This window comes from Mycobacterium sp. 852014-52144_SCH5372336 (assembly GCF_001665615.1).
In the GTDB taxonomy this organism is placed as follows: domain Bacteria; phylum Actinomycetota; class Actinomycetes; order Mycobacteriales; family Mycobacteriaceae; genus Mycobacterium; species Mycobacterium neumannii_A.
Window position 1 is genome coordinate 1 of sequence record NZ_LZSW01000064.1, and the last position, 17,969, is coordinate 17,969.

The window sequence follows — 17,969 nt, forward strand, 5'->3', positions numbered from 1 at the left end:
GATCGGTCTCGTGGGCTCGGAGATGTGTATAAGAGACAGGGAGGCGGCTCATGGTGACGCTGCTACTGACGATCGCACTGGTGCTGGCGGTGCTGGCGTTCATCGTCTTCGTCGTCGGCTACAACAAACTGCGCTCGGCCGACGTACGCGTCGCCGAGGCGCTGAGCGGAATCGACGTCGAACTCACGCGTCGCGCGTCGCTGATCCCGAGCCTCGTGCACACCGTGCAGACCTTCGCCGCGCACGAGAAGGGCATCCTCGACCACGTCACCAACGCGCGCGCCGCGCTGACCTCGGCCACCACCGGCACATCGGTGGCCCAACGAAGCGCCGCCGAGAAGCAACTCGACACGGCGCTGGCCCCGCTGTTGGCGCTCGGCCAGAACTACCCGCAGCTGAACTCGTCGAACAACTTTCTCAACCTGCAGGAGAACCTCACCGACAGCGAGAACAAACTCGCGTTCGCGCGCCAGTACTACAACGACTCGGTCGCCACACTGAACCGGTTGATCACCACGATCCCGTGGATGTTCGTCGCACCGATGACCGGCGTGTCCGAACGCGAGTACTACCAGACCCCGCGCTGAGCACCCGGACGTCGTCACCGCCGCCGTCTCTAGACTGACGCGGTGCGCATCGTCTTCGCCGGCACCCCGGAACCCGCCCTGCCTGCGCTGCGCCGTCTCATCGAATCGCCACGTCACGACGTTGTCGCGGTGCTGACCCGCCCCGATGCGGCATCGGGTCGGCGCGGCAAACCGTCACCGTCGCCGGTCGCGCGGCTGGCGCTCGAGCACGACATCCCGCTGCTGCGGCCGTCGAAGCCGAACTCCGACGAGTTCATCGCCGAACTGACCGAACTGGCACCGGAATGCTGCGCGGTGGTCGCCTACGGCGCACTGCTCAGCGAACGACTGCTCGCAGTGCCCGAAAACGGCTGGGTGAACCTGCACTTCTCGGTGCTGCCCGCGTGGCGTGGAGCCGCGCCGGTGCAGGCGGCGATCGCCGCAGGGGACAGCGTGACCGGCGCGACCACATTCCTCATCGAACCGGCCCTCGACTCCGGTCCCGTCTACGGCGTCGTCACCGAAACCATCCGGCCGACGGACACGGCCGGTGATCTCCTTGAGCGACTGTCGATTTCAGGTGCGGAGCTGCTCGATCGCACGCTCGACGGAATCGCCGACGGCACGCTGACGGCGGTACCGCAGCCGCCGGAGGGGGTGACGATCGCCCCCAAGATCACCGTCGACGAGGCACGCGTGCGGTGGGATCTGCCCGCCCATGTCGTCGAGCGGCGGATCCGCGCCGTGGCACCGAGTCCCGGCGCCTGGACGATGATCGGTGACCTTCGCGTCAAAGTCGGTCCCGTCACCATCGACGAGGCCTCGCAGCCCCTGGCGCCGGGCGCGATCCGCGTCAGTCGCGACGGTGTGCGCATCGGCACCGCGTCGCACCCTGCGCTGCTTGGGCAGGTTCAGCCACCGGGCAAGAAGCTCATGAACGCGGCCGACTGGGCCCGCGGCGCCCGCCTCGACGATTCGGCACGAGCCGAATGACCAAGCCGCGCAGCGACCGTCCGCAACGGCGCAAGCCCCTGGACCCGGCTCGCCGGGTCGCGTTCGACGTGTTGCGCGCCGTCTCGGAGAAGGACGCCTACGCCAACCTCGCGCTGCCGGCGTTATTGCGGGAACGTGGCATCAGCGGCCGTGACGCGGCCTTCGCCACCGAACTCGCGTACGGCGCCTGCCGGACCAAAGGACTGCTGGACGCGGTCATCAGTCACGTGGCGGGCCGCCCCACCGACAGGATCGACCCCGTCCTGCTGGACCTGCTGCGGCTGGGCGCCTACCAGCTGCTGCGCACGCGGGTCGAACAACACGCCGCGGTGTCCACCACCGTGGAGCAGGCCGGCATCGAGTTCGATTCGGCCCGTGCGGGTTTCGTCAACGGCGTGTTGCGCAAGATCGCCTCGCGCGACGAACAGTCCTGGGTCGCGGAACTGGCCCCCGACGCGACGACCGACCCCATCGGTCATTCGGCGTTCGTGCATGCGCACCCCCGGTGGGTCGCGCAATCCTTCGCCGATGCGCTGGGCGGCGACGCCGGTGAACTCGACGCGCTGCTCGCCGCCGACGACGCTCGGCCCGCCGTGCACCTCGCCGTGCGCCCGGGGGCGTTGACCGCGCATGAGCTGGCCACGCAGGTCGACGGCACGGTCGGCCGGTATTCGCCGTACGCGGTGTACCTCACCGGCGGTGACCCGGGGCGGTTGCAGGCGGTGCGTGACGGCAATGCGCTGGTACAGGACGAGGGCAGCCAACTCGTCGCGCAGGCGCTGACCCTGGCCGAAATCGACGGCACCGACGGCGGACGTTGGCTTGACCTGTGCTCGGGCCCCGGCGGGAAGACGGCCATGCTGGCCGCGTTGGCGCCCGACGGCGCCCGGGTCACCGCGGTGGAGCCCGCACCCGCGCGCGCCGAGCTCGTCGAACAGAACACCGGCGGCCTGCCCGTGGACGTGCTGCGCGTCGACGGTCGCGAGCCCGGCGTGGAACCCGGCTTCGACCGGGTGCTCGTGGACGCCCCCTGCACGGGCCTCGGCGCGCTGCGGCGCAGGCCCGAGGCACGGTGGCGACGCAAGCGCGGTGACGTGCCGCCGTTGACGAAGCTGCAACGTGAACTCCTGGCGTCGGCGATCCGGCTGACGCGGCCGGGAGGGGTGGTCCTCTACGCCACCTGTTCGCCGCACCTGGCCGAGACCGTGGGCGTCGTCTCCGACGCGATGCGCCGACACCCCGTGACGGCGCTGGACACCCGGCCGCTGTTCGCGCCCGCGGACAATCTCGGCGACGGGCCGCACGTGCAGTTGTGGCCGCACCGCCACGGCACCGATGCGATGTTCGCCGCCGCGCTCAAAGTAGGGTAGGTCCATGGCAGGACCCCTAATCGCGCCGTCGATCCTGGCCGCCGACTTCGCCAGGCTCGCCGACGAAGCCGAGGCCGTGCGCGGTGCGGACTGGCTGCACGTCGATGTGATGGACAACCATTTCGTTCCGAACCTGACCATCGGTCAGCCCGTCGTCGAGTCGCTGTTGAAGGTGACCGACATTCCGATGGACTGCCACCTGATGATCGAGAACCCCGAGCGGTGGGCGCCGCCGTACGCCGAAGCGGGCGCCTACAACGTCACGTTCCACGCCGAAGCCACCGACAACCCGGTCGGCGTCGCCCGAGACATCCGCGCCGCGGGCGCCAAGGCGGGGCTCTCGGTCAAGCCGGGCACCCCGCTGGAGCCGTACCTGGAGATCCTGCCGGAGTTCGACACGCTGCTGATCATGTCGGTGGAGCCGGGATTCGGCGGCCAGAAGTTCATTCCGGAAGTGCTGGTGAAAGTCGGCACGGCGCGGCGCCTCGTGGACGCCGGCGAGTTGACGATCGTCGTCGAGATCGACGGCGGCATCAACGCCGACACCATCGAGCAGGCGGCCGAAGCCGGGGTGGACTGCTTCGTCGCAGGCTCGGCCGTCTACAGCGCAGAGGACCCCGCGGCGGCGGTGGAGTCGTTGCGCAGGCAGGCCGCCGCCGCCTCCAAGCACCTGCGGGCATGAATCTGGAGGCCGCGATGCGGCTGGCGGTCCAACAGGCCGAGAAGGTCAAGGGCACGACCTATCCCAATCCGCCGGTCGGAGCGGTAATCCTGGACCGCGACGGCGAGGTGGCCGGTGTGGGGGCCACGGAGCCTCCCGGCGGGCCGCACGCCGAGGTGGTGGCCTTGCGTAGGGCGGGAGAGCGCGCCGCGGGAGGCACCGCCGTCGTGGCGCTCGAACCGTGCAATCACTACGGCCGCACCCCGCCCTGCGTGGATGCGCTTGTCGCTGCCGGTGTTTCGGCGGTCGCGTATGCGGTCGCCGACCCGAACCCGATCGCTGCGGGTGGGGCAGCGCGGCTCGCCGAGGAGGGGGTGGCCGTGACCGCGGGCGTGCTCGGCGACGCGGTGGCTGGCGGCCCGCTGCGCGAGTGGTTGCACAAGCAGCGCACCGGATCGCCGCATGTGACATGGAAATTCGCGACCAGCGTGGATGGTCGCAGCGCGGCGGCCGACGGCAGCAGCCAGTGGATCACCAGCGAAGCCGCCCGTGCGGATGTGCACCGCAGGCGCGCCGTCGCCGATGCGATCGTGGTCGGTACCGGAACTGTCTTCGTCGACGATCCTGCGCTGACGGCGCGACTCCCCAATGGCACTCTCGCCGACCGTCAACCGCTGCGCGTAGTCGTCGGAGAGCGCGAAATCTCGCAAGAGGCAAGGGTTCTCAACGACGACTCCCGCACGATGGTGATCCGCACCCGCGATCCCCACGAAGTGATCAAGGCGCTGTCCGATCGCACCGATGTGCTGCTCGAGGGTGGTCCAACGTTGGCGGGCGCGTTCTTGCGCGCCGGCGTCATCAATCGGATCCTGGCTTACGTCGCACCGATCCTTCTCGGGGGCCCGATTACCGCGGTCGACGATGTCGGTGTGCTGAGCATCGCGCACGCCCAGCGGTGGCGCTTCGACAAGATCGAACCCATCGGCCCCGACGTGTTGCTGAGCCTCATTCCGGGGTAGCCGCGTCCTCGGTGTCCGGCGGACCCTCGTCAAATTCGCCGCTCAGCGGACCCTCGTCAAATTCGCCGCTCAGCGGACCCTCTTCAAATTCGCCGCTCAGCGGACCTTCGTCCAATTCGCCGCTCAGCGGACAGTGCTCGATGAGGTCGCGGACTCCGGCCATCCCCAACCGTTTCCGGAAAGCCTGCACGGTGTAGCCCACCACGGTCGCGTCGGTGCGCGCCCTGGCCGTCGCTGACCGGGGCAGATGGAACAGCGGCCCGATCTCGCCGAAATAGTCGCCTTCGATCGCCAACTTCAGCAATTCCTCACCGCCGCCGGCCAGTTCGCGCATGATCTCGATCTCGCCGTCATCGACGATGTAGATCTGGTCACCCATGGTGCCCTGCTCGAACAGCACCTGACCGGCTTCCAGCTCTACGGTCTCCGGTGGGCGGTCGGTGGAGGCGAAGTTCGGCACCATCTCGACGACCCGATCGGCCAGCGGCAGGATCCGGCTGTCATGCGTCGCGACGACCACCATCCGGTTGTCGGAGGCAAGCTCGCGAATCAGCTTCAGCACCTCTTCGACCTGAATGAAATCCAGATGCGCCGTGGGCTCGTCGGCCAGGATCAGCGGGGGATCGAGCGCGATCGCCCGGGCCACCGCCACCCGCTGCTGCTGCCCGCCGCTGAGGTCGCCCGGCCGGTGCTCGAGACGGTCCTGCAGCCCTACCCGCGCGAGCAGCTGTTCGGCCCGCTTCCGGGAAGCCCGGCGTGACATGCCGTTTGCGCGCAGCGGCACCATCACGTTCTCGACTGCGGTGAGGCTGGGCACCAGGTTGAAGGCCTGGAACACGAATCCCACCGCCTCGCGCCGGTATGTCGCGAGCTCGTTGGCGCCGAGCGAGGTCACCTCGACGTCGCCGAATTTAATCGCACCCGAGGTGGGTTGGAGAATCCCACCGAGGCACGACAACAGCGTTGTCTTCCCGCATCCGCTGGGGCCCATCAGAATCACCAGTGAGCCGGCCGCGACGTCGAGGTTCAAGCCGTCGATCGGGCGCACGGCGTGCCCGCCGCTGGTGTACTCGACGACGAGATTCTGGATCGACAGATCGCCCATGGGCTCACGGCCCCCCGAAGGCCAGTGCGGGATCGACTGACACGGCGCGGCGTAACCCCGCCGCGCTGGCGATGAGGCCGATCACCACCGCGACCACCGGCAGCGCGACGAAGGCCTCTGTGGGCACGATCACCTGCATGGGGAACAGCGGTCCGAGCAGCAGCGACAACCCGGCGCCGACCAACGCGGCCAGCAGCGCCACGATCACCGCCTGCAGGGCGAGCCCGGCCATCACCGAACGAGTAGGCACCCCAATCGCTTTGAAGACGGCGAAGTCTCGCAGCCGTTCCAGTGCGGACAGGTAGACGACCGAACCCACGATCAGCGCGGCGACGATCCACAGCAGGATCGCGACGATCGTGATGGAGTTGACGGCCACCTTCAACGGCCGCAGCAGGTCCTCGATCGCTCCGCCGCGGTCGACCGCCCGATAACCGTTCGGCACCTGCTCAAGTGAACCGCGGACACCGATGGAGGCGACCAGACGCTCACCGCCGTACACCAACTGCTGTGCACCCTCTGTGGTGAGAAACACATTCGGCAGGTTCGCCAATGCGGTCGAGTTCTCCACCAGGCCGACGATACGCAGCGTCTGAGAGGCGATCTCGACCTCATCGCCGACGCCACGACCCAATGTGGTGGACACCGCGACTTCGTCGGCGGTCGTGGGTGCGCGCCCTTCGACGACGGCGGGCATACCCGGTCCGCGTTCGGGCGCGCCGAAGATGTCGACGTTGCGTGTCTCCCCGTCGAGGGTGGCCGTGCCGCCGGCATAGGCCAGGGGGGCGGCGGCGTTGACGCCGGGAGCGGCAGCGATACGGCGCAATTCCACGGGCGCGAACGGTGTGGCCCCCACGAAGGGACCCGATGCGCCCGCCTTCACGATGAACTGGTCGACACCGAGGCTGTCGACGGTCCTTTCGGCCTCGGTCTGGAAACCGTTGGCCAGACCCGTGAGAACCAGCGTCATTCCGAAAATGATCGCGGTGGACAACACCGCGATGGCGAAACGTCGCCTTCGCCACTGCATGTCGCGCAGCGCGGCGATGAGCATGTCGGCGACGTTACCCCGGCTATGGTCCTCGGTGCCTGGGGTTTCGGCTACTTCGCGAAAGCGCTGACCAATGTGTTGCAGAAGGCCGGCAGGTCGTCGGGCTTGCGGCTGGAAACCAAAGTGTTTGGCCCACGCGAGCATTCGACGACCTCGTCATCCACCCAGTTGGCTCCGGCATTGACCAGGTCGGTCTTCACGCTGGGCCACGACGTCATGGTGCGTCCCCGCACCACGTCCGCCTCGACGAGCGTCCACGGTCCGTGGCAGATGACCGCGACCGGTTTGCCTTCATCGAAGAAGCTCTTTGCGAACGCGACCGCGTCGGCGTTCATGCGCAGGTTGTCCGGGTTGGCCACGCCGCCGGGCAGCACCAACGCGGCGTAGTCGGACGTCGACACCGAATCGGCGGACTTCTCAACTTCGAACGTGTCGGCGGGGGTCAGGTGGTTGAACGCCTGGATCTTGCCGACCTCCGTCGACACCAATTCAGGGGTTCCCCCGGCCTGCTCGACGGCCTTCCACGGCTCGGTCAGCTCGACCTGCTCGACACCTTCGGTGGCAACCAGGAACGCAATCTTCTTCCCATTCAGTGAACTTGCCATGAGCTTTCTCCGTTGAGGTTTGGTGTGATGCCACGCATACCCCGCGCGTCGGGGAGTCAATCAGGGCGGTTACGTCGGTACACTCGTACCAGAGTGGGCCGTGTGTGGCCCACCGTAATCGCGCTTTCACCGACGATTTGCGCGCTGGTGAGCACGAACAAAGGACGACGACCCATGACTGCACTGCAGGACTGGCTCAGCTATCGCCCGATGCACCCTCGAACCCTCAAGGCGTTGATCTGCGACACCTTCCGGGTTGAGCCCGCCCAGGCCGTCGCAGAGGAGGCCGCGCCGGTCAAGCCGGCCGAGCCGCCGCTGCTGCGCCCCGGCCTCGAGCGCTGCTAGGACCGTCGAGCGCTGCTAGGCGCCGTCGACGCGATCCGCGGCCGTTTCCCCGACCAATTCCGCCGGTTCGTCGGCGTGCTCCTGTTTGCCGCCGATGAGCAGGCCCAACAGAGCGCCGACGACGCAGACCACGACCGTGACGAGGAAGATGTCGCCGTACTGCAGCACGTAGGCCTCGCGGTAGCGGGTCGCTTCGGCGGCGAGTCGTTCGGCAAGCGTGTTGGCTGGCGGGAATGGCAGGGTCTGAAGGTGCTGGTTGAGCCGGTACAGACCCCATGCGGTCAAACCGGCCAGGCCGATGAGCATGCCGATCATCCGGGCCACCACCACGGCCGCCGACGCGATGCCGTGCTGGGCGGCCGGCACCACACGTAGCGTCGCCGAGGTCAACGGTCCGATCACCAAGCCAAGGCCGAGACCGGCGATCGCAAGGTCGGTGTCGAGCACTGGCAGGGCGATGAACCCGAGGTCGTGGTGGGTGGTCAGCACGTCGGTGCCCCACATCGAGATCAGGTAGTAGCCGCCTCCGGCGATCATCAGGCCGACGAAGGCAACCAGTCGGTCGCCGATGCGGGTCGCGACCCACCCGCCGATGACGGCGCCGATGGGTAGCGCGATCAGGAAGCGCAGCAGCAGAAGTACCGCGTCGGTCTGGTTCTTGCCGAGCACGCCCTGCCCGAACAGTTCCACGTTGACCAGCGTCACCATCAGCGCCGCGCCCGCGCAGAGGGACGCGCCCAGCGCGGCGAGGAACGGCCGGAAATGCACGCCGGCGGGTTCGATCAGGCGTGTGCGGGAGTACCTCTCCCAAACGAAGAAGGCCACGACGGCCACCAGTGCGGCCAAAAGCACCGGAAGCCCGTAACTCGGCAGGATCTTGCGGCCGTCCGGTGCCGGGTTGTAGAGCCCGATCACGATCAGGCCCAGTGCGACGGCCAGCAGGACTCCGCCGACGACGTCCACCCGTTCGGGGTTCTCGGGTTTGAGGCGCGAGGGCAGGCTGAAGTGGATCAGCACCATCGCCACGGCGGCCAACGGCAGGTTGATCCAGAAGACGTCGCGCCACGTGTTCAGCACCGCCACCACGGCGATGCCGTACAGCGGCCCCAACACGCTGCCCAACTCCTGTGCGGCGCCGATCCCGCCGAGCACCGTGGCGCGGTTGCGGCTGGCCCACAGGTCGGCGGCCAGCGCCAGCGTGACCGGCAGAAGTGCGCCGCTGGCGACGCCCTGGATCGTGCGGCCGATCACCATGGGGACCAGGTCGTTCGACATCGCGGTGACGACGGATCCGACCGCGAAGCCGGCCAGGCTCACCTGAAGGATGAATTTGCGGCCGAACCGGTCCGAGGCCCGGCCCAACAGCGGCATCGCGGCGATGTAACCGAGTAGGTAGCAGGTGATGATCGGGGTCACCCGTTGCAGCTGATTAATCGGAATACCGAGATCGATGATGATGTCGGTGATGATCGCGACCACGACATAGGTGTCGAGGGCGCCGAGCAGCACCGCGAGGCCGCCGGCGCTGATTGCGATTCGCCGATTCGACCCCGTGGTCAGGGCGGTTTCGGTGCCCGTGGTTCGCGTTGGAATCGACACTAGGCGGCCGGCGGCTTGTTGACAGTCACTGGTTTGCCCCATTCCGACATCGTCATAGTGACGCTGCTATCAGAGTCGGTCTGCAACTTGACCTGGGCCAATTTGTGGTCGCCGTCCTCGGCGATCCAGGCCGTACCGGGCACCGGACCGGTCACGTCGAGTTGCGGCGCAATCTTGTTGACCGCATCGGCGCTGACATTACCGGTGACGCGGACGGTCTCTACGCCGTTGACCGTCTCACGGCCCTCGGCCTTCGGGTCCGAGAAATTGTCCAGCACGTTGCCCAAACCAGTCTCGGGATTGAGGATCAGCGAAGCGTCGTAGATATCGACGGCAGGGCCGAAGTTCGACAATGGGCCCCCGGGGGTCAGAGTGGCGTAGAGGTCGCCGTCGAAGACCACGAACTCCACGCCCTCAATACGCTGGCCCCCCATCAGCAGGTTGACCTTCCCTTGGGCGGTGAACGTGGGTGCGTTACTCAGGTCACCCTCGAGCTGCTCGATCGGCAACATCTCGATCGTGCCCTGCACCTGCAGCTTCAGGTGCGCGCTGGTCTGCTTCTTGGTCGTTTCGCTGGACTGTTGCAGCAGGGTCGCGCCGTCGGGGAGGTCCTTCGTGGACTCCTCCGATGTGGAGGAGCAACCCGCCACAAGGGCGATGGCGGCAACGAGGGCGGCGAAGATCGTGAGGAGGCGCGTGGGCATGAGTGCATCGTAAAGGGTCCGAGCGGACCGTCTCGGCGCGCGGGCGCTGCCAGGGCGAACAGGTCCACGCCGGAGGAGGCGGCGATCTCGATAGTCTGGCGAGGTGTTCACCGGAATCGTCGAAGAGGTCGGCGAGGTCGTCGGCAAGGAAGATCTCGGCGATTTCGCCCGGCTCGCCATCCGCGGACCCCTCGTGACATCGGACGCTCGCCATGGTGACTCGATCGCGGTGAACGGCGTCTGCCTCACCGTGGTCGAGGTGCGCCCGGATGCGACGTTCACCACCGACGTGATCGGGGAGACGCTGAACCGGTCGAGTCTCGGCCGCCTCGCGGTCGGCGGCCGGGTCAACCTCGAGCGTGCGGCGGCGGTGAACAGCCGCCTCGGCGGGCACATCGTGCAGGGCCACGTCGACGGCACCGGCCACGTGATCGCGCGCACCCCGTCGGAACGCTGGGTCGTGGTGCGCATCGCGCTTCCGACCGCGCTGTCGCGGTATGTGGTGGAGAAGGGCTCCATCACCGTCGACGGTGTCTCGCTGACGGTGTCCGGGCTCGGACACGACTGGTTCGAGGTGTCGCTGATTCCCACGACGCTCGATCTCACGACGCTCGGCCGCGCCGAGGTCGGGACGCTGGTCAATCTCGAGGTGGACGTGATCGCCAAGTATGTCGAGCGGCTGCTCGCTCCGCAAAGCGATTGAGCCGCAGCCACTTTGGAGCAGCGGTCGTCAGCGTCTAGTAGCCGAGTGGCCCGCGGAACTGCTGGATGATGGTGAAGAGGTCGCTGACCTGAGTCGCGGTCGGAACGAAATCGTTGAAGAACCGGTCGACCGCGCCCATCTGGTCGGGCGGGGCCACATTTCGGGGCACGTACTGCTGCCACATTCCTTCGAGTACTCCCACTGCCGGGATCACGTCGGACGCGGTGGGGCCGGGTGCCGGAGGAGCAATGTCGCTCGGCTGGGCGGTCGCCGACGGTGCGACGGCAAGGAACAGACCGGAGGCGGCCACACCGCACGCGGCGAAGAGCAGCCTCGGAGCGGCGAATCGTGACGCATTCATATGAGTCCCTTTGAGCGTGACCAGGAACGTAGCGTAGACATCGGGCGCCTCGGCCAAGGAGCAATCCCGAAAATACACAGAGGTTCCACAGAGTGCCGCCGACGCCGAAAGCAGGAGTAAATGCCCAGCTCAGCGGCCTGGCAATAAGTTTTGAACCCCGGTGGTTCATACTGATGTGGTGACGAGGCTTGACACTGTTGAGCGCGCGGTGGCAGATATCGCCGCGGGCAAGGCCGTCGTCGTGATCGACGATGAGGATCGCGAGAACGAGGGCGATCTCATCTTCGCCGCCGAAAAGGCGACGCCGGAGCTTGTTGCGTTCATGGTTCGGTACACCTCCGGCTACCTCTGCGTCCCGCTGGACGGCGCTATCTGCGACAAGCTGGGTCTGCTGCCGATGTACGCGGTGAACCAGGACAAGCACGGTACCGCCTACACCGTTACGGTGGACGCGAAGAACGGTGTGGGAACGGGTATCTCGGCTGCCGACCGGGCAACGACGATGCGGTTACTCGCGGATCCGTCAAGCATCGCAGACGATTTCACGAAGCCGGGCCACGTCGTGCCGCTGCGGGCGAAGGACGGAGGCGTGCTGCGCCGTCCCGGGCACACCGAGGCCGCCGTCGACCTGGCCCGCCTCGCCGGTCTGCAGCCCGCCGGCGCGATCTGCGAGATCGTCAGCCAGAAAGACGAAGGCTCGATGGCGCAGACCGACGAGCTGCGCATCTTCGCCGACGAACACGACCTCGCGCTGATCTCGATCGCCGACCTGATCGAGTGGCGGCGCAAGCACGAGAAGCACATCGAGCGCATCGCCGAGGCCCGGATACCGACCCGCCACGGCGAATTCCGCGCCGTCGGTTACACCAGCATCTACGACGACGTCGAGCATGTCGCGCTGGTCAAGGGTGATATCGCAGGCCCGACCAGCGACGGCCACGACGTATTGGTGCGTGTGCACTCCGAATGCCTCACCGGTGACGTGTTCGGCTCTCGACGCTGCGACTGCGGACCCCAACTCGACGCGGCCATGGCGATGGTCGCCCGAGAAGGCCGCGGCATCGTGCTGTACATGCGCGGCCACGAAGGCCGAGGCATCGGGCTCATGCACAAGCTGCAGGCCTATCAACTACAGGACGCCGGTGACGACACCGTCGACGCCAACCTCAAGCTCGGCCTGCCCGCCGACGCCCGCGACTACGGCATCGGAGCGCAGATACTCGTCGACCTGGGTGTGCGGTCGATGCGGCTGCTCACCAACAATCCCGCCAAGCGGGTGGGGCTCGACGGTTACGGGCTGCACATCATCGAACGCGTGCCGCTACCGGTGCGGGCGAACAAAGAGAACATCCGTTACCTGATGACCAAGCGGGACCGGATGGGCCACGACCTGAGTGGTCTGGACGCCTATCACGAGGCCACCACCATGGCCGACTACGACGAGGGCGTATACCTGCTCGGTGACCGCCGCCCAACAGATCTCGGTGGAGCCCTGTGAGTGGTACAGGCGTACCCGATCTTCCAGACATCGACGGATCGGGGCTCAAGCTAGCCGTCGTGGCAAGCACCTGGCACGAGACCATCTGCGACGCACTGCTCGACGGGGCGCTCAAAGTGGCTGCGGGCGCTGGGATCGAGAATCCCACGGTGGTGCGGGTGCTGGGCGCGATCGAGATTCCCGTTGTGGCACAGGCGCTGGCGGCCGACCATGACGCAGTCGTGGCGCTGGGCGTGGTGATCCGAGGGGAGACACCGCATTTCGACTATGTGTGTGACGCGGTGACGCAGGGCTTGACCCGGGTGTCGCTGGATGCGTCGACACCGGTGGCCAACGGAGTGCTGACGACCAACAGCGAGCAGCAGGCCCTCGACCGGGCCGGGCTCCCGTCGTCGTCTGAGGACAAAGGCGCGCAGGCGGCGGCGGCCGCGTTGTCGACCGCGCTGACGTTGCGCGACATTCGTTCGTGCTCATGACCGACTGGGATGTCGAGATACGCCCGCACCTGGCACCGTATTTCGCTTACGCTGCCGCAGCGCTGATCCTCGCCGCGCATGTGACGGTAGGCGCATTGTTGAAGATCAGCTCGACCGGGGTGATCTTTCGGACCGCCGACCAGGTGGCGATCGCGCTGCTCGGCGTCGTCATCGCCGGGGTGGTCTTGATGTTCGCCCGGCCCCGGCTGCGAGTCGGCGCCGCCGGTGTGAGCGTGCGGAACCTCGTCAACGACAAGACGATTCCGTGGTCCGATGTGGTCGACATCTCTTTTCCGAGGGGCGCGCGGTGGGCGCGCGTGGACCTGCCCGACGACGAGTACATTCCGATCATGGCGATCCAGGCCGTCGACAAGGGCCGCGCCATCGACGCGATGGACCGCGTCCGCGACGTCCTCGAGCGTTACAAGGGCCTCAACTCACGCTGAGCGACATCGCGAGTTCATCGCGCTCGGAGGTGGTTTGGTCGTCGGCGACGGTGAACCCGATACTCTCGTACACCTGACGCGCCGCCGCGTTGTCGATCGCCACCCGTAAGCGGACCGTGTGCACATTGCTGGTGCGCGCCCAGTCGAGAGCCGCGGCGACCAGTTGCCGCGCCAGGCCCCGACCCCGTGCCGCGGGTTCCAGCCACAGCGAGTACAGATACACGGTCTCGTTGTTCTCCTGCTGCGCTCCGATCATGCCGACGGGACGGTCACCGTGGAGCGCGACGAACTGTGCATGGTCACGCAACCTCCGCCGCCACTGCGCTGCGGTGAAGGCCGCCTCGTCCCGGTAGCTTGAATCCCTTTCACCCAGCGAGTCGGCCAGCGCCCTCAACCGGATGGCAGCGAATGTCTGCCAGTCGAATTCACCGAGCCGGGCCACACATTCGGTCATCGGGTGTCGCCCATGACCAACCCTTCCCTGCGCGGATCCGCCCCGCCGATGAGGCCTGTGCCGTCGCGGATGATCGCCGACAGGCCGCTCGACTGGTCGGCCAGATCCACCTGATGGCCGAGTGCCCGCAACCCCTGCACGAGCGGGTCGTGATCGCCGTTATCGGAGGTGTCGATGATCGGATGCTCACCGCCGACATTGGTCTTCGGAGTGTTCGCCGCGCCGAAGTCGACCATCGACACCGCCTGCTGCGGGTCGAGTCCCCAATCCAGCATTCCCACAATGGTTTTCGCTACGAACTGGATGATCACCGCACCGCCGGGCGAACCCAGGACCGCATAGAGGCGTCCGCGCTCGCCGGCCCGGCCCTGTGCCCGGTCGAAGATCAGGGTCGGCGCCATCGTGCTGCGCGGTCGCTTGCCGGGTTGGACCCGGTTCGCCACCGGCGCCCCGTCGGGACCGGCCGGCTCGGCCGAGAAGTCGGTGAGCTGGTTGTTGAGGAGGAACCCGTCGACCATGTGGAACGAGCCGAACGCCGACTCGACCGTGGTGGTCAACGACGCGGCGTTGCCCTGTGAGTCGACGATGCTGACCTGGCTGGTGCCGTGTTCGGGGACGGGCGGTGCGGGGCTGGTCGGCGGACCGAACTCGCCGGGTTTCGCGGTGCCCATGCTGTGCTGCTCGGAGATCAGCGCGGCCCGACCGGCGAGGTAGTCACTGCCGAGCAGCGTGTCGGGTGACCCGCCCGGCAGCGGCACGAAATCGGTGTCGGCGACGTACTTGTCGCGGTCGGCGTACGCCAGTCGTTCCGCCTCGGATATCAGGTGTACGCCCATGACCGACGGTCGGCCGCCGTTGAGGTCGACGTCGCTGGGTTTGTGATCGGCCATCGGGAAGTGTTCGAGAATGCCGAGCGTCGCCAGCACGGCGATGCCGCCTGACGACGGCGGTGGCATCCCGCAGATCTCCCGTCCGCGGTACGGCCTGCACAGCGGTTCGCGTTCCTTGACCGAGTAGTTGGCGAGGTCTTCGACGGTCATCAGGCTTGGCGTCCGGCCCCCGGAGGCGTCGGCCGCTGCGGCGACGATGTCGCGGGCGATGGCGCCGGTGTAGAACGTCTGAGGGTCGGTGGCGATGACGCCCAACGTCTTCGAATACGCCGGGTTGGTCAGCCGGGTGCCCTCCGTCTTGGGGCTGCCGTCGCCGTTGAGGAAGTATTCGGCCGCTTGGGGGTCGAGCTTGAGCTCGGGCGCCGCGTCATCGATGGCCGCGGCCAGCCTCGGGCTGATGTCGAAGCCGTCGTCGGCCATCCGGACTGCGGGAGCGAACAGGTCGCGCCAGCCCGTCTTGCCGTGATCGGCGTGCACCTCGGTGAGCATCCGCACGATGCCGGGCACACCGATCGAACGCCCCGAGGCCCTGGCGTCCGGTTTGGGCTCCGTCCGGTCGGTTTCGGAAACCCAGCGCAGATAGTTCTCCGTGGCCGCAGCGGGCGCGATTTCGCGACCGTCGTAGGCCTGGACCTCACCGGAGGCCGCATCGAAATAGAGCAGGAAGCCGCCGCCGCCGAGGCCCGACGCCTGCGGCTCGACGAGGCCGAGCACGGCCTGCGCGGTGACGAGCGCGTCCGCCGCGGTGCCGCCGTCGCGGAGCACCTCGCACGCGGCCTGCGTGGCCAGCGGATTAGCGGTGACCACCGAGAAGCTGCTGGTTCGCACCGGCGTCATGTCGGTGCGGTAACCCGTGGCCACCTCGGGATTGGTTGAGATGTCGCGGGACGTCGGCGGCGACCCGGGAGAGGGTGCGGCGGTGGTCTTGACCACCGGGGTGCCGTTCTCGACGATCGCGCACGGTCCCGCGGCCTCAGACTCGGTGCTGCCGTCGTCGCTCGAGCAGCCGGCGAGTACCAGCACCAACCCGGTCAGCGGGGCCATCACCTTGGTCAGCGACGAGATCCGCATCACCCGACGGTAGTGGATCGGGCCGGTCGGAACGCGGCAGTAACCTGGATTGCGTGCCTGATCCTTCGACGTACCGACCCGCCCCAGGGTCGATTCCCGTCGAACCGGGCGTTTACCGATTCCGCGACCCGCACGGCAGGGTGATCTATGTCGGCAAGGCGAAGAGCCTGCGCAGCCGACTGAACTCCTACTTCGCCGACGTCGCGAGCCTGGCGCCACGTACACGTCAGATGGTGATGGCCGCGGGCAGCGTCGAGTGGACGGTGGTCAACACCGAAGTCGAGGCGCTGCAGCTCGAATACAACTGGATCAAGGAGTTCGATCCGCGGTTCAACATCAGGTATCGAGACGACAAGTCCTACCCGGTGCTCGCGGTCACGCTCAACGAGGAGTATCCGCGGCTGATGGTGTACCGCGGGGCCCGGCGCAAGGGCGTCCGGTACTTCGGACCCTATTCGCATGCGTGGGCGATCCGCGAAACCCTCGACCTGCTGACGCGGGTGTTTCCGGCGCGCACATGCTCTAACGGAGTGTTCAAGCGCCACAGGCAAATCGATCGACCCTGCCTGCTTGGCTACATCGACAAGTGTTCGGCCCCCTGCATCGGTCGGGTGAGCGCCGAAGAGCACCGCCAGATCGTCCTCGATTTCTGCGACTTCCTCGCTGGTAAGACCGATCGGTTGGTGCGCGACCTCGAACACCAGATGAACGAGGCCGCCGAGGAACTGGATTTTGAGAGGGCAGCACGCCTGCGCGACGACATCGGCGCTCTGAAACGGGCGCTGGAGAAACAGGCGGTGGTGTTCGGCGACGGCACCGATGCCGACGTGGTGGCATTCGCCGACGACGAACTCGAAGCGGCCGTGCAGGTTTTCCACGTCCGCGGCGGCCGGGTGCGCGGCCAGCGCGGATGGATCGTGGAAAAGTCCGGTGAGCCGGGAGAATCGAGCCAGGAACGTCTGGTGGAACAGTTCCTGACCCAGTTCTACGGCGATCAGGCCGAATTGGGCGGCGCCAGCGACAGCGGCGGGGACGAGGCGACCAATCCCGTGCCGCGTCAAGTGCTGGTTCCGTGCCTGCCGAGCAACTCCGACGAACTGGCCGCCTGGCTCGGCCAGCTGCGGGGCTCTCGGGTGTCGTTGCGCGTGCCGCAGCGCGGCGACAAGCGCGCCCTCGCCGAGACGGTCCGCCGCAATGCCCAGGATGCGCTCGCTCAGCACAAGCTCAGGCGTGCCGGTGACTTCACCGCGAGAACCGCTGCGCTGCAGAGTATTCAGGATGCGCTGGGGCTGGCCGAGGCGCCGTTGCGAATCGAGTGCGTCGATATCAGCCACGTGCAGGGCACCGATGTGGTGGCCTCCCTGGTGGTCTTCGAGGACGGCTTACCGCGCAAGTCCGACTACCGGCACTACGCGATCCGAGAGGCCGCGGGCGACGGCCGTTCAGACGACGTCGCCTCCATCGCCGAGGTGACCAGGCGCCGGTTCTACCGTCACCTACACGACAGCCAGCATCCCACAGAGCTTGCACCGGAAGGAAAGTCGCGCAAGTTCGCCTATCCACCCAACCTGTTCGTCGTCGATGGCGGTGCGCCACAGGTCAACGCCGCACAAGCGGTGCTCGACGAACTGGGTATCACCGACGTCGCGGTGATCGGCTTGGCCAAGCGTCTCGAGGAGGTGTGGGTTCCGTCGGAGCCCGATCCGCTGATCATGCCGCGCAACAGTGAAGGGCTGTACCTGCTGCAGCGCGTACGTGACGAGGCGCACCGGTTCGCGATCGCCTATCACCGCAGCAAGCGTTCCAAGCGGATGACCGCGTCGGCGCTTGACTCGGTTCGAGGGCTCGGTGAGCATCGCCGGAAAGCATTGGTCACCCACTTCGGCTCGGTGGCCCGATTGAAGGAGGCGTCGATCGAGGAGATCACCGCGGTACCCGGTATCGGTGTCGCCACCGCCCGTGCCGTGCTCGACGCGCTTGGCGTACCGCCCGAAAGCGACGCGCCCGAGTCGGCGATCAACGATGATCAGAGCAAGGTATCGGGATGACGGA

18 protein-coding genes and 1 pseudogene are annotated in these 17,969 nt (G+C 67.3%); 11 read left to right on the top strand and 8 right to left on the bottom strand.

Annotated features, from left to right (window positions below; genetic code table 11):
- Positions 1 to 50: 50 nt before the first annotated feature.
- The 5 genes from A5759_RS22790 to ribD are packed head-to-tail and all read left to right on the top strand — an operon-like array spanning position 51 to position 4,609.
- Positions 51 to 587, top strand: a complete 537-nt coding sequence (locus A5759_RS22790; RefSeq protein ID WP_064348342.1) for a LemA family protein — start codon at positions 51 to 53, stop codon at positions 585 to 587.
- A gap of 42 nt (positions 588 to 629) precedes the next feature.
- The gene (gene fmt, locus A5759_RS22795; RefSeq protein WP_068201481.1) at positions 630 to 1,559 is read left to right on the top strand and encodes a methionyl-tRNA formyltransferase; all 930 of its coding nucleotides are present in this window, start codon (positions 630 to 632) and stop codon (positions 1,557 to 1,559) included.
- On the top strand, positions 1,556 to 2,929 hold the full coding sequence (locus A5759_RS22800; protein WP_068201482.1) for an RsmB/NOP family class I SAM-dependent RNA methyltransferase: 1,374 nt from the start codon (positions 1,556 to 1,558) through the stop codon (positions 2,927 to 2,929). Before fmt ends, A5759_RS22800 begins: the two co-directional genes overlap by 4 nt.
- 4 nt (positions 2,930 to 2,933) lie before the next feature.
- Positions 2,934 to 3,611: a ribulose-phosphate 3-epimerase gene (gene rpe / locus A5759_RS22805; RefSeq protein WP_064395458.1), complete on the top strand. Its 678-nt coding sequence runs from the start codon at positions 2,934 to 2,936 to the stop codon at positions 3,609 to 3,611.
- Positions 3,608 to 4,609, top strand: a complete 1,002-nt coding sequence (gene ribD, locus A5759_RS22810) for a bifunctional diaminohydroxyphosphoribosylaminopyrimidine deaminase/5-amino-6-(5-phosphoribosylamino)uracil reductase RibD (RefSeq protein ID WP_068201484.1) — start codon at positions 3,608 to 3,610, stop codon at positions 4,607 to 4,609. The genes rpe and ribD overlap by 4 nt, the downstream gene beginning before the upstream one ends.
- Positions 4,610 to 4,724: 115 nt before the next feature.
- Here ribD and A5759_RS22815 read toward each other — a convergent pair.
- The 3 genes and pseudogenes from A5759_RS22815 to A5759_RS22825 all read right to left on the bottom strand — a co-directional run.
- Positions 4,725 to 5,714, bottom strand: a pseudogene (locus A5759_RS22815) (ATP-binding cassette domain-containing protein); the annotation flags it as partial.
- 4 nt (positions 5,715 to 5,718) lie between these two features.
- A complete protein-coding gene (locus A5759_RS22820) occupies positions 5,719 to 6,768 on the bottom strand; it encodes an ABC transporter permease (protein WP_068201486.1) in 1,050 nt (349 codons plus the stop codon).
- A 47-nt stretch (positions 6,769 to 6,815) separates the two neighbouring features.
- Entirely contained in the window at positions 6,816 to 7,370 is a 555-nt protein-coding gene (locus tag A5759_RS22825) for a type 1 glutamine amidotransferase domain-containing protein (protein WP_197506170.1), read from the bottom strand.
- A gap of 174 nt (positions 7,371 to 7,544) precedes the next feature.
- Here A5759_RS22825 and A5759_RS26185 point away from each other — a divergent pair, with 174 nt between their 5' ends.
- Positions 7,545 to 7,715 carry a hypothetical protein gene (locus A5759_RS26185; RefSeq protein WP_197506172.1) on the top strand — a complete coding sequence of 57 codons (171 nt, stop codon included), beginning with the start codon at positions 7,545 to 7,547 and terminating at the stop codon, positions 7,713 to 7,715.
- A gap of 15 nt (positions 7,716 to 7,730) precedes the next feature.
- Here A5759_RS26185 and A5759_RS22830 read toward each other — a convergent pair whose 3' ends face one another.
- Both A5759_RS22830 and A5759_RS22835 read right to left on the bottom strand, forming a co-directional pair.
- On the bottom strand, positions 7,731 to 9,356 hold the full coding sequence (locus A5759_RS22830; protein ID WP_082962255.1) for an MFS transporter: 1,626 nt from the start codon (positions 9,354 to 9,356) through the stop codon (positions 7,731 to 7,733).
- Complete coding sequence (locus tag A5759_RS22835) at positions 9,314 to 10,018, bottom strand: LppX_LprAFG lipoprotein (RefSeq protein WP_068201487.1); 705 nt, start codon at positions 10,016 to 10,018, stop codon at positions 9,314 to 9,316. The genes A5759_RS22830 and A5759_RS22835 overlap by 43 nt, the downstream gene beginning before the upstream one ends.
- 103 nt (positions 10,019 to 10,121) lie before the next feature.
- Between A5759_RS22835 and A5759_RS22840 the strand changes: the two genes are divergently transcribed.
- Positions 10,122 to 10,721, top strand: a complete 600-nt coding sequence (locus A5759_RS22840; protein ID WP_068201488.1) for a riboflavin synthase — start codon at positions 10,122 to 10,124, stop codon at positions 10,719 to 10,721.
- 34 nt (positions 10,722 to 10,755) lie between these two features.
- On the opposite strand, the gene A5759_RS22845 is transcribed toward A5759_RS22840, so the two are convergent.
- Positions 10,756 to 11,082 (bottom strand): hypothetical protein, encoded by a 327-nt coding sequence (locus A5759_RS22845; protein ID WP_068201489.1) that lies wholly within the window; start codon positions 11,080 to 11,082, stop codon positions 10,756 to 10,758.
- Between the two features lie 178 nt (positions 11,083 to 11,260).
- Between A5759_RS22845 and A5759_RS22850 the strand changes: the two genes are divergently transcribed.
- Genes A5759_RS22850 through A5759_RS22860 form a run of 3 tightly spaced genes read left to right on the top strand, consistent with a single transcriptional unit; the run spans position 11,261 to position 13,502 of the window.
- Entirely contained in the window at positions 11,261 to 12,580 is a 1,320-nt protein-coding gene (locus A5759_RS22850; protein ID WP_064395633.1) for a bifunctional 3,4-dihydroxy-2-butanone-4-phosphate synthase/GTP cyclohydrolase II, read from the top strand.
- Positions 12,577 to 13,056 (top strand): 6,7-dimethyl-8-ribityllumazine synthase, encoded by a 480-nt coding sequence (gene ribH, locus A5759_RS22855; protein ID WP_068201490.1) that lies wholly within the window; start codon positions 12,577 to 12,579, stop codon positions 13,054 to 13,056. Before A5759_RS22850 ends, ribH begins: the two co-directional genes overlap by 4 nt.
- Positions 13,053 to 13,502, top strand: a complete 450-nt coding sequence (locus A5759_RS22860) for a PH domain-containing protein (protein ID WP_068201491.1) — start codon at positions 13,053 to 13,055, stop codon at positions 13,500 to 13,502. The genes ribH and A5759_RS22860 overlap by 4 nt, the downstream gene beginning before the upstream one ends.
- Here A5759_RS22860 and A5759_RS22865 read toward each other — a convergent pair.
- Together A5759_RS22865 and A5759_RS22870 are read right to left on the bottom strand one after the other, a co-directional pair.
- Positions 13,489 to 13,956 (bottom strand): GNAT family N-acetyltransferase, encoded by a 468-nt coding sequence (locus A5759_RS22865; RefSeq protein ID WP_068201493.1) that lies wholly within the window; start codon positions 13,954 to 13,956, stop codon positions 13,489 to 13,491. The two genes, A5759_RS22860 and A5759_RS22865, sit on opposite strands and share 14 nt — an antisense overlap.
- Positions 13,953 to 15,917, bottom strand: coding sequence for a gamma-glutamyltransferase family protein (locus A5759_RS22870; RefSeq protein WP_197506174.1), 1,965 nt, complete (start codon positions 15,915 to 15,917; stop codon positions 13,953 to 13,955). Before A5759_RS22870 ends, A5759_RS22865 begins: the two co-directional genes overlap by 4 nt.
- 53 nt (positions 15,918 to 15,970) lie before the next feature.
- Between A5759_RS22870 and uvrC the strand changes: the two genes are divergently transcribed.
- Positions 15,971 to 17,965: an excinuclease ABC subunit UvrC gene (uvrC, locus tag A5759_RS22875; protein ID WP_068201495.1), complete on the top strand. Its 1,995-nt coding sequence runs from the start codon at positions 15,971 to 15,973 to the stop codon at positions 17,963 to 17,965.
- Positions 17,966 to 17,969: the final 4 nt, after the last annotated feature.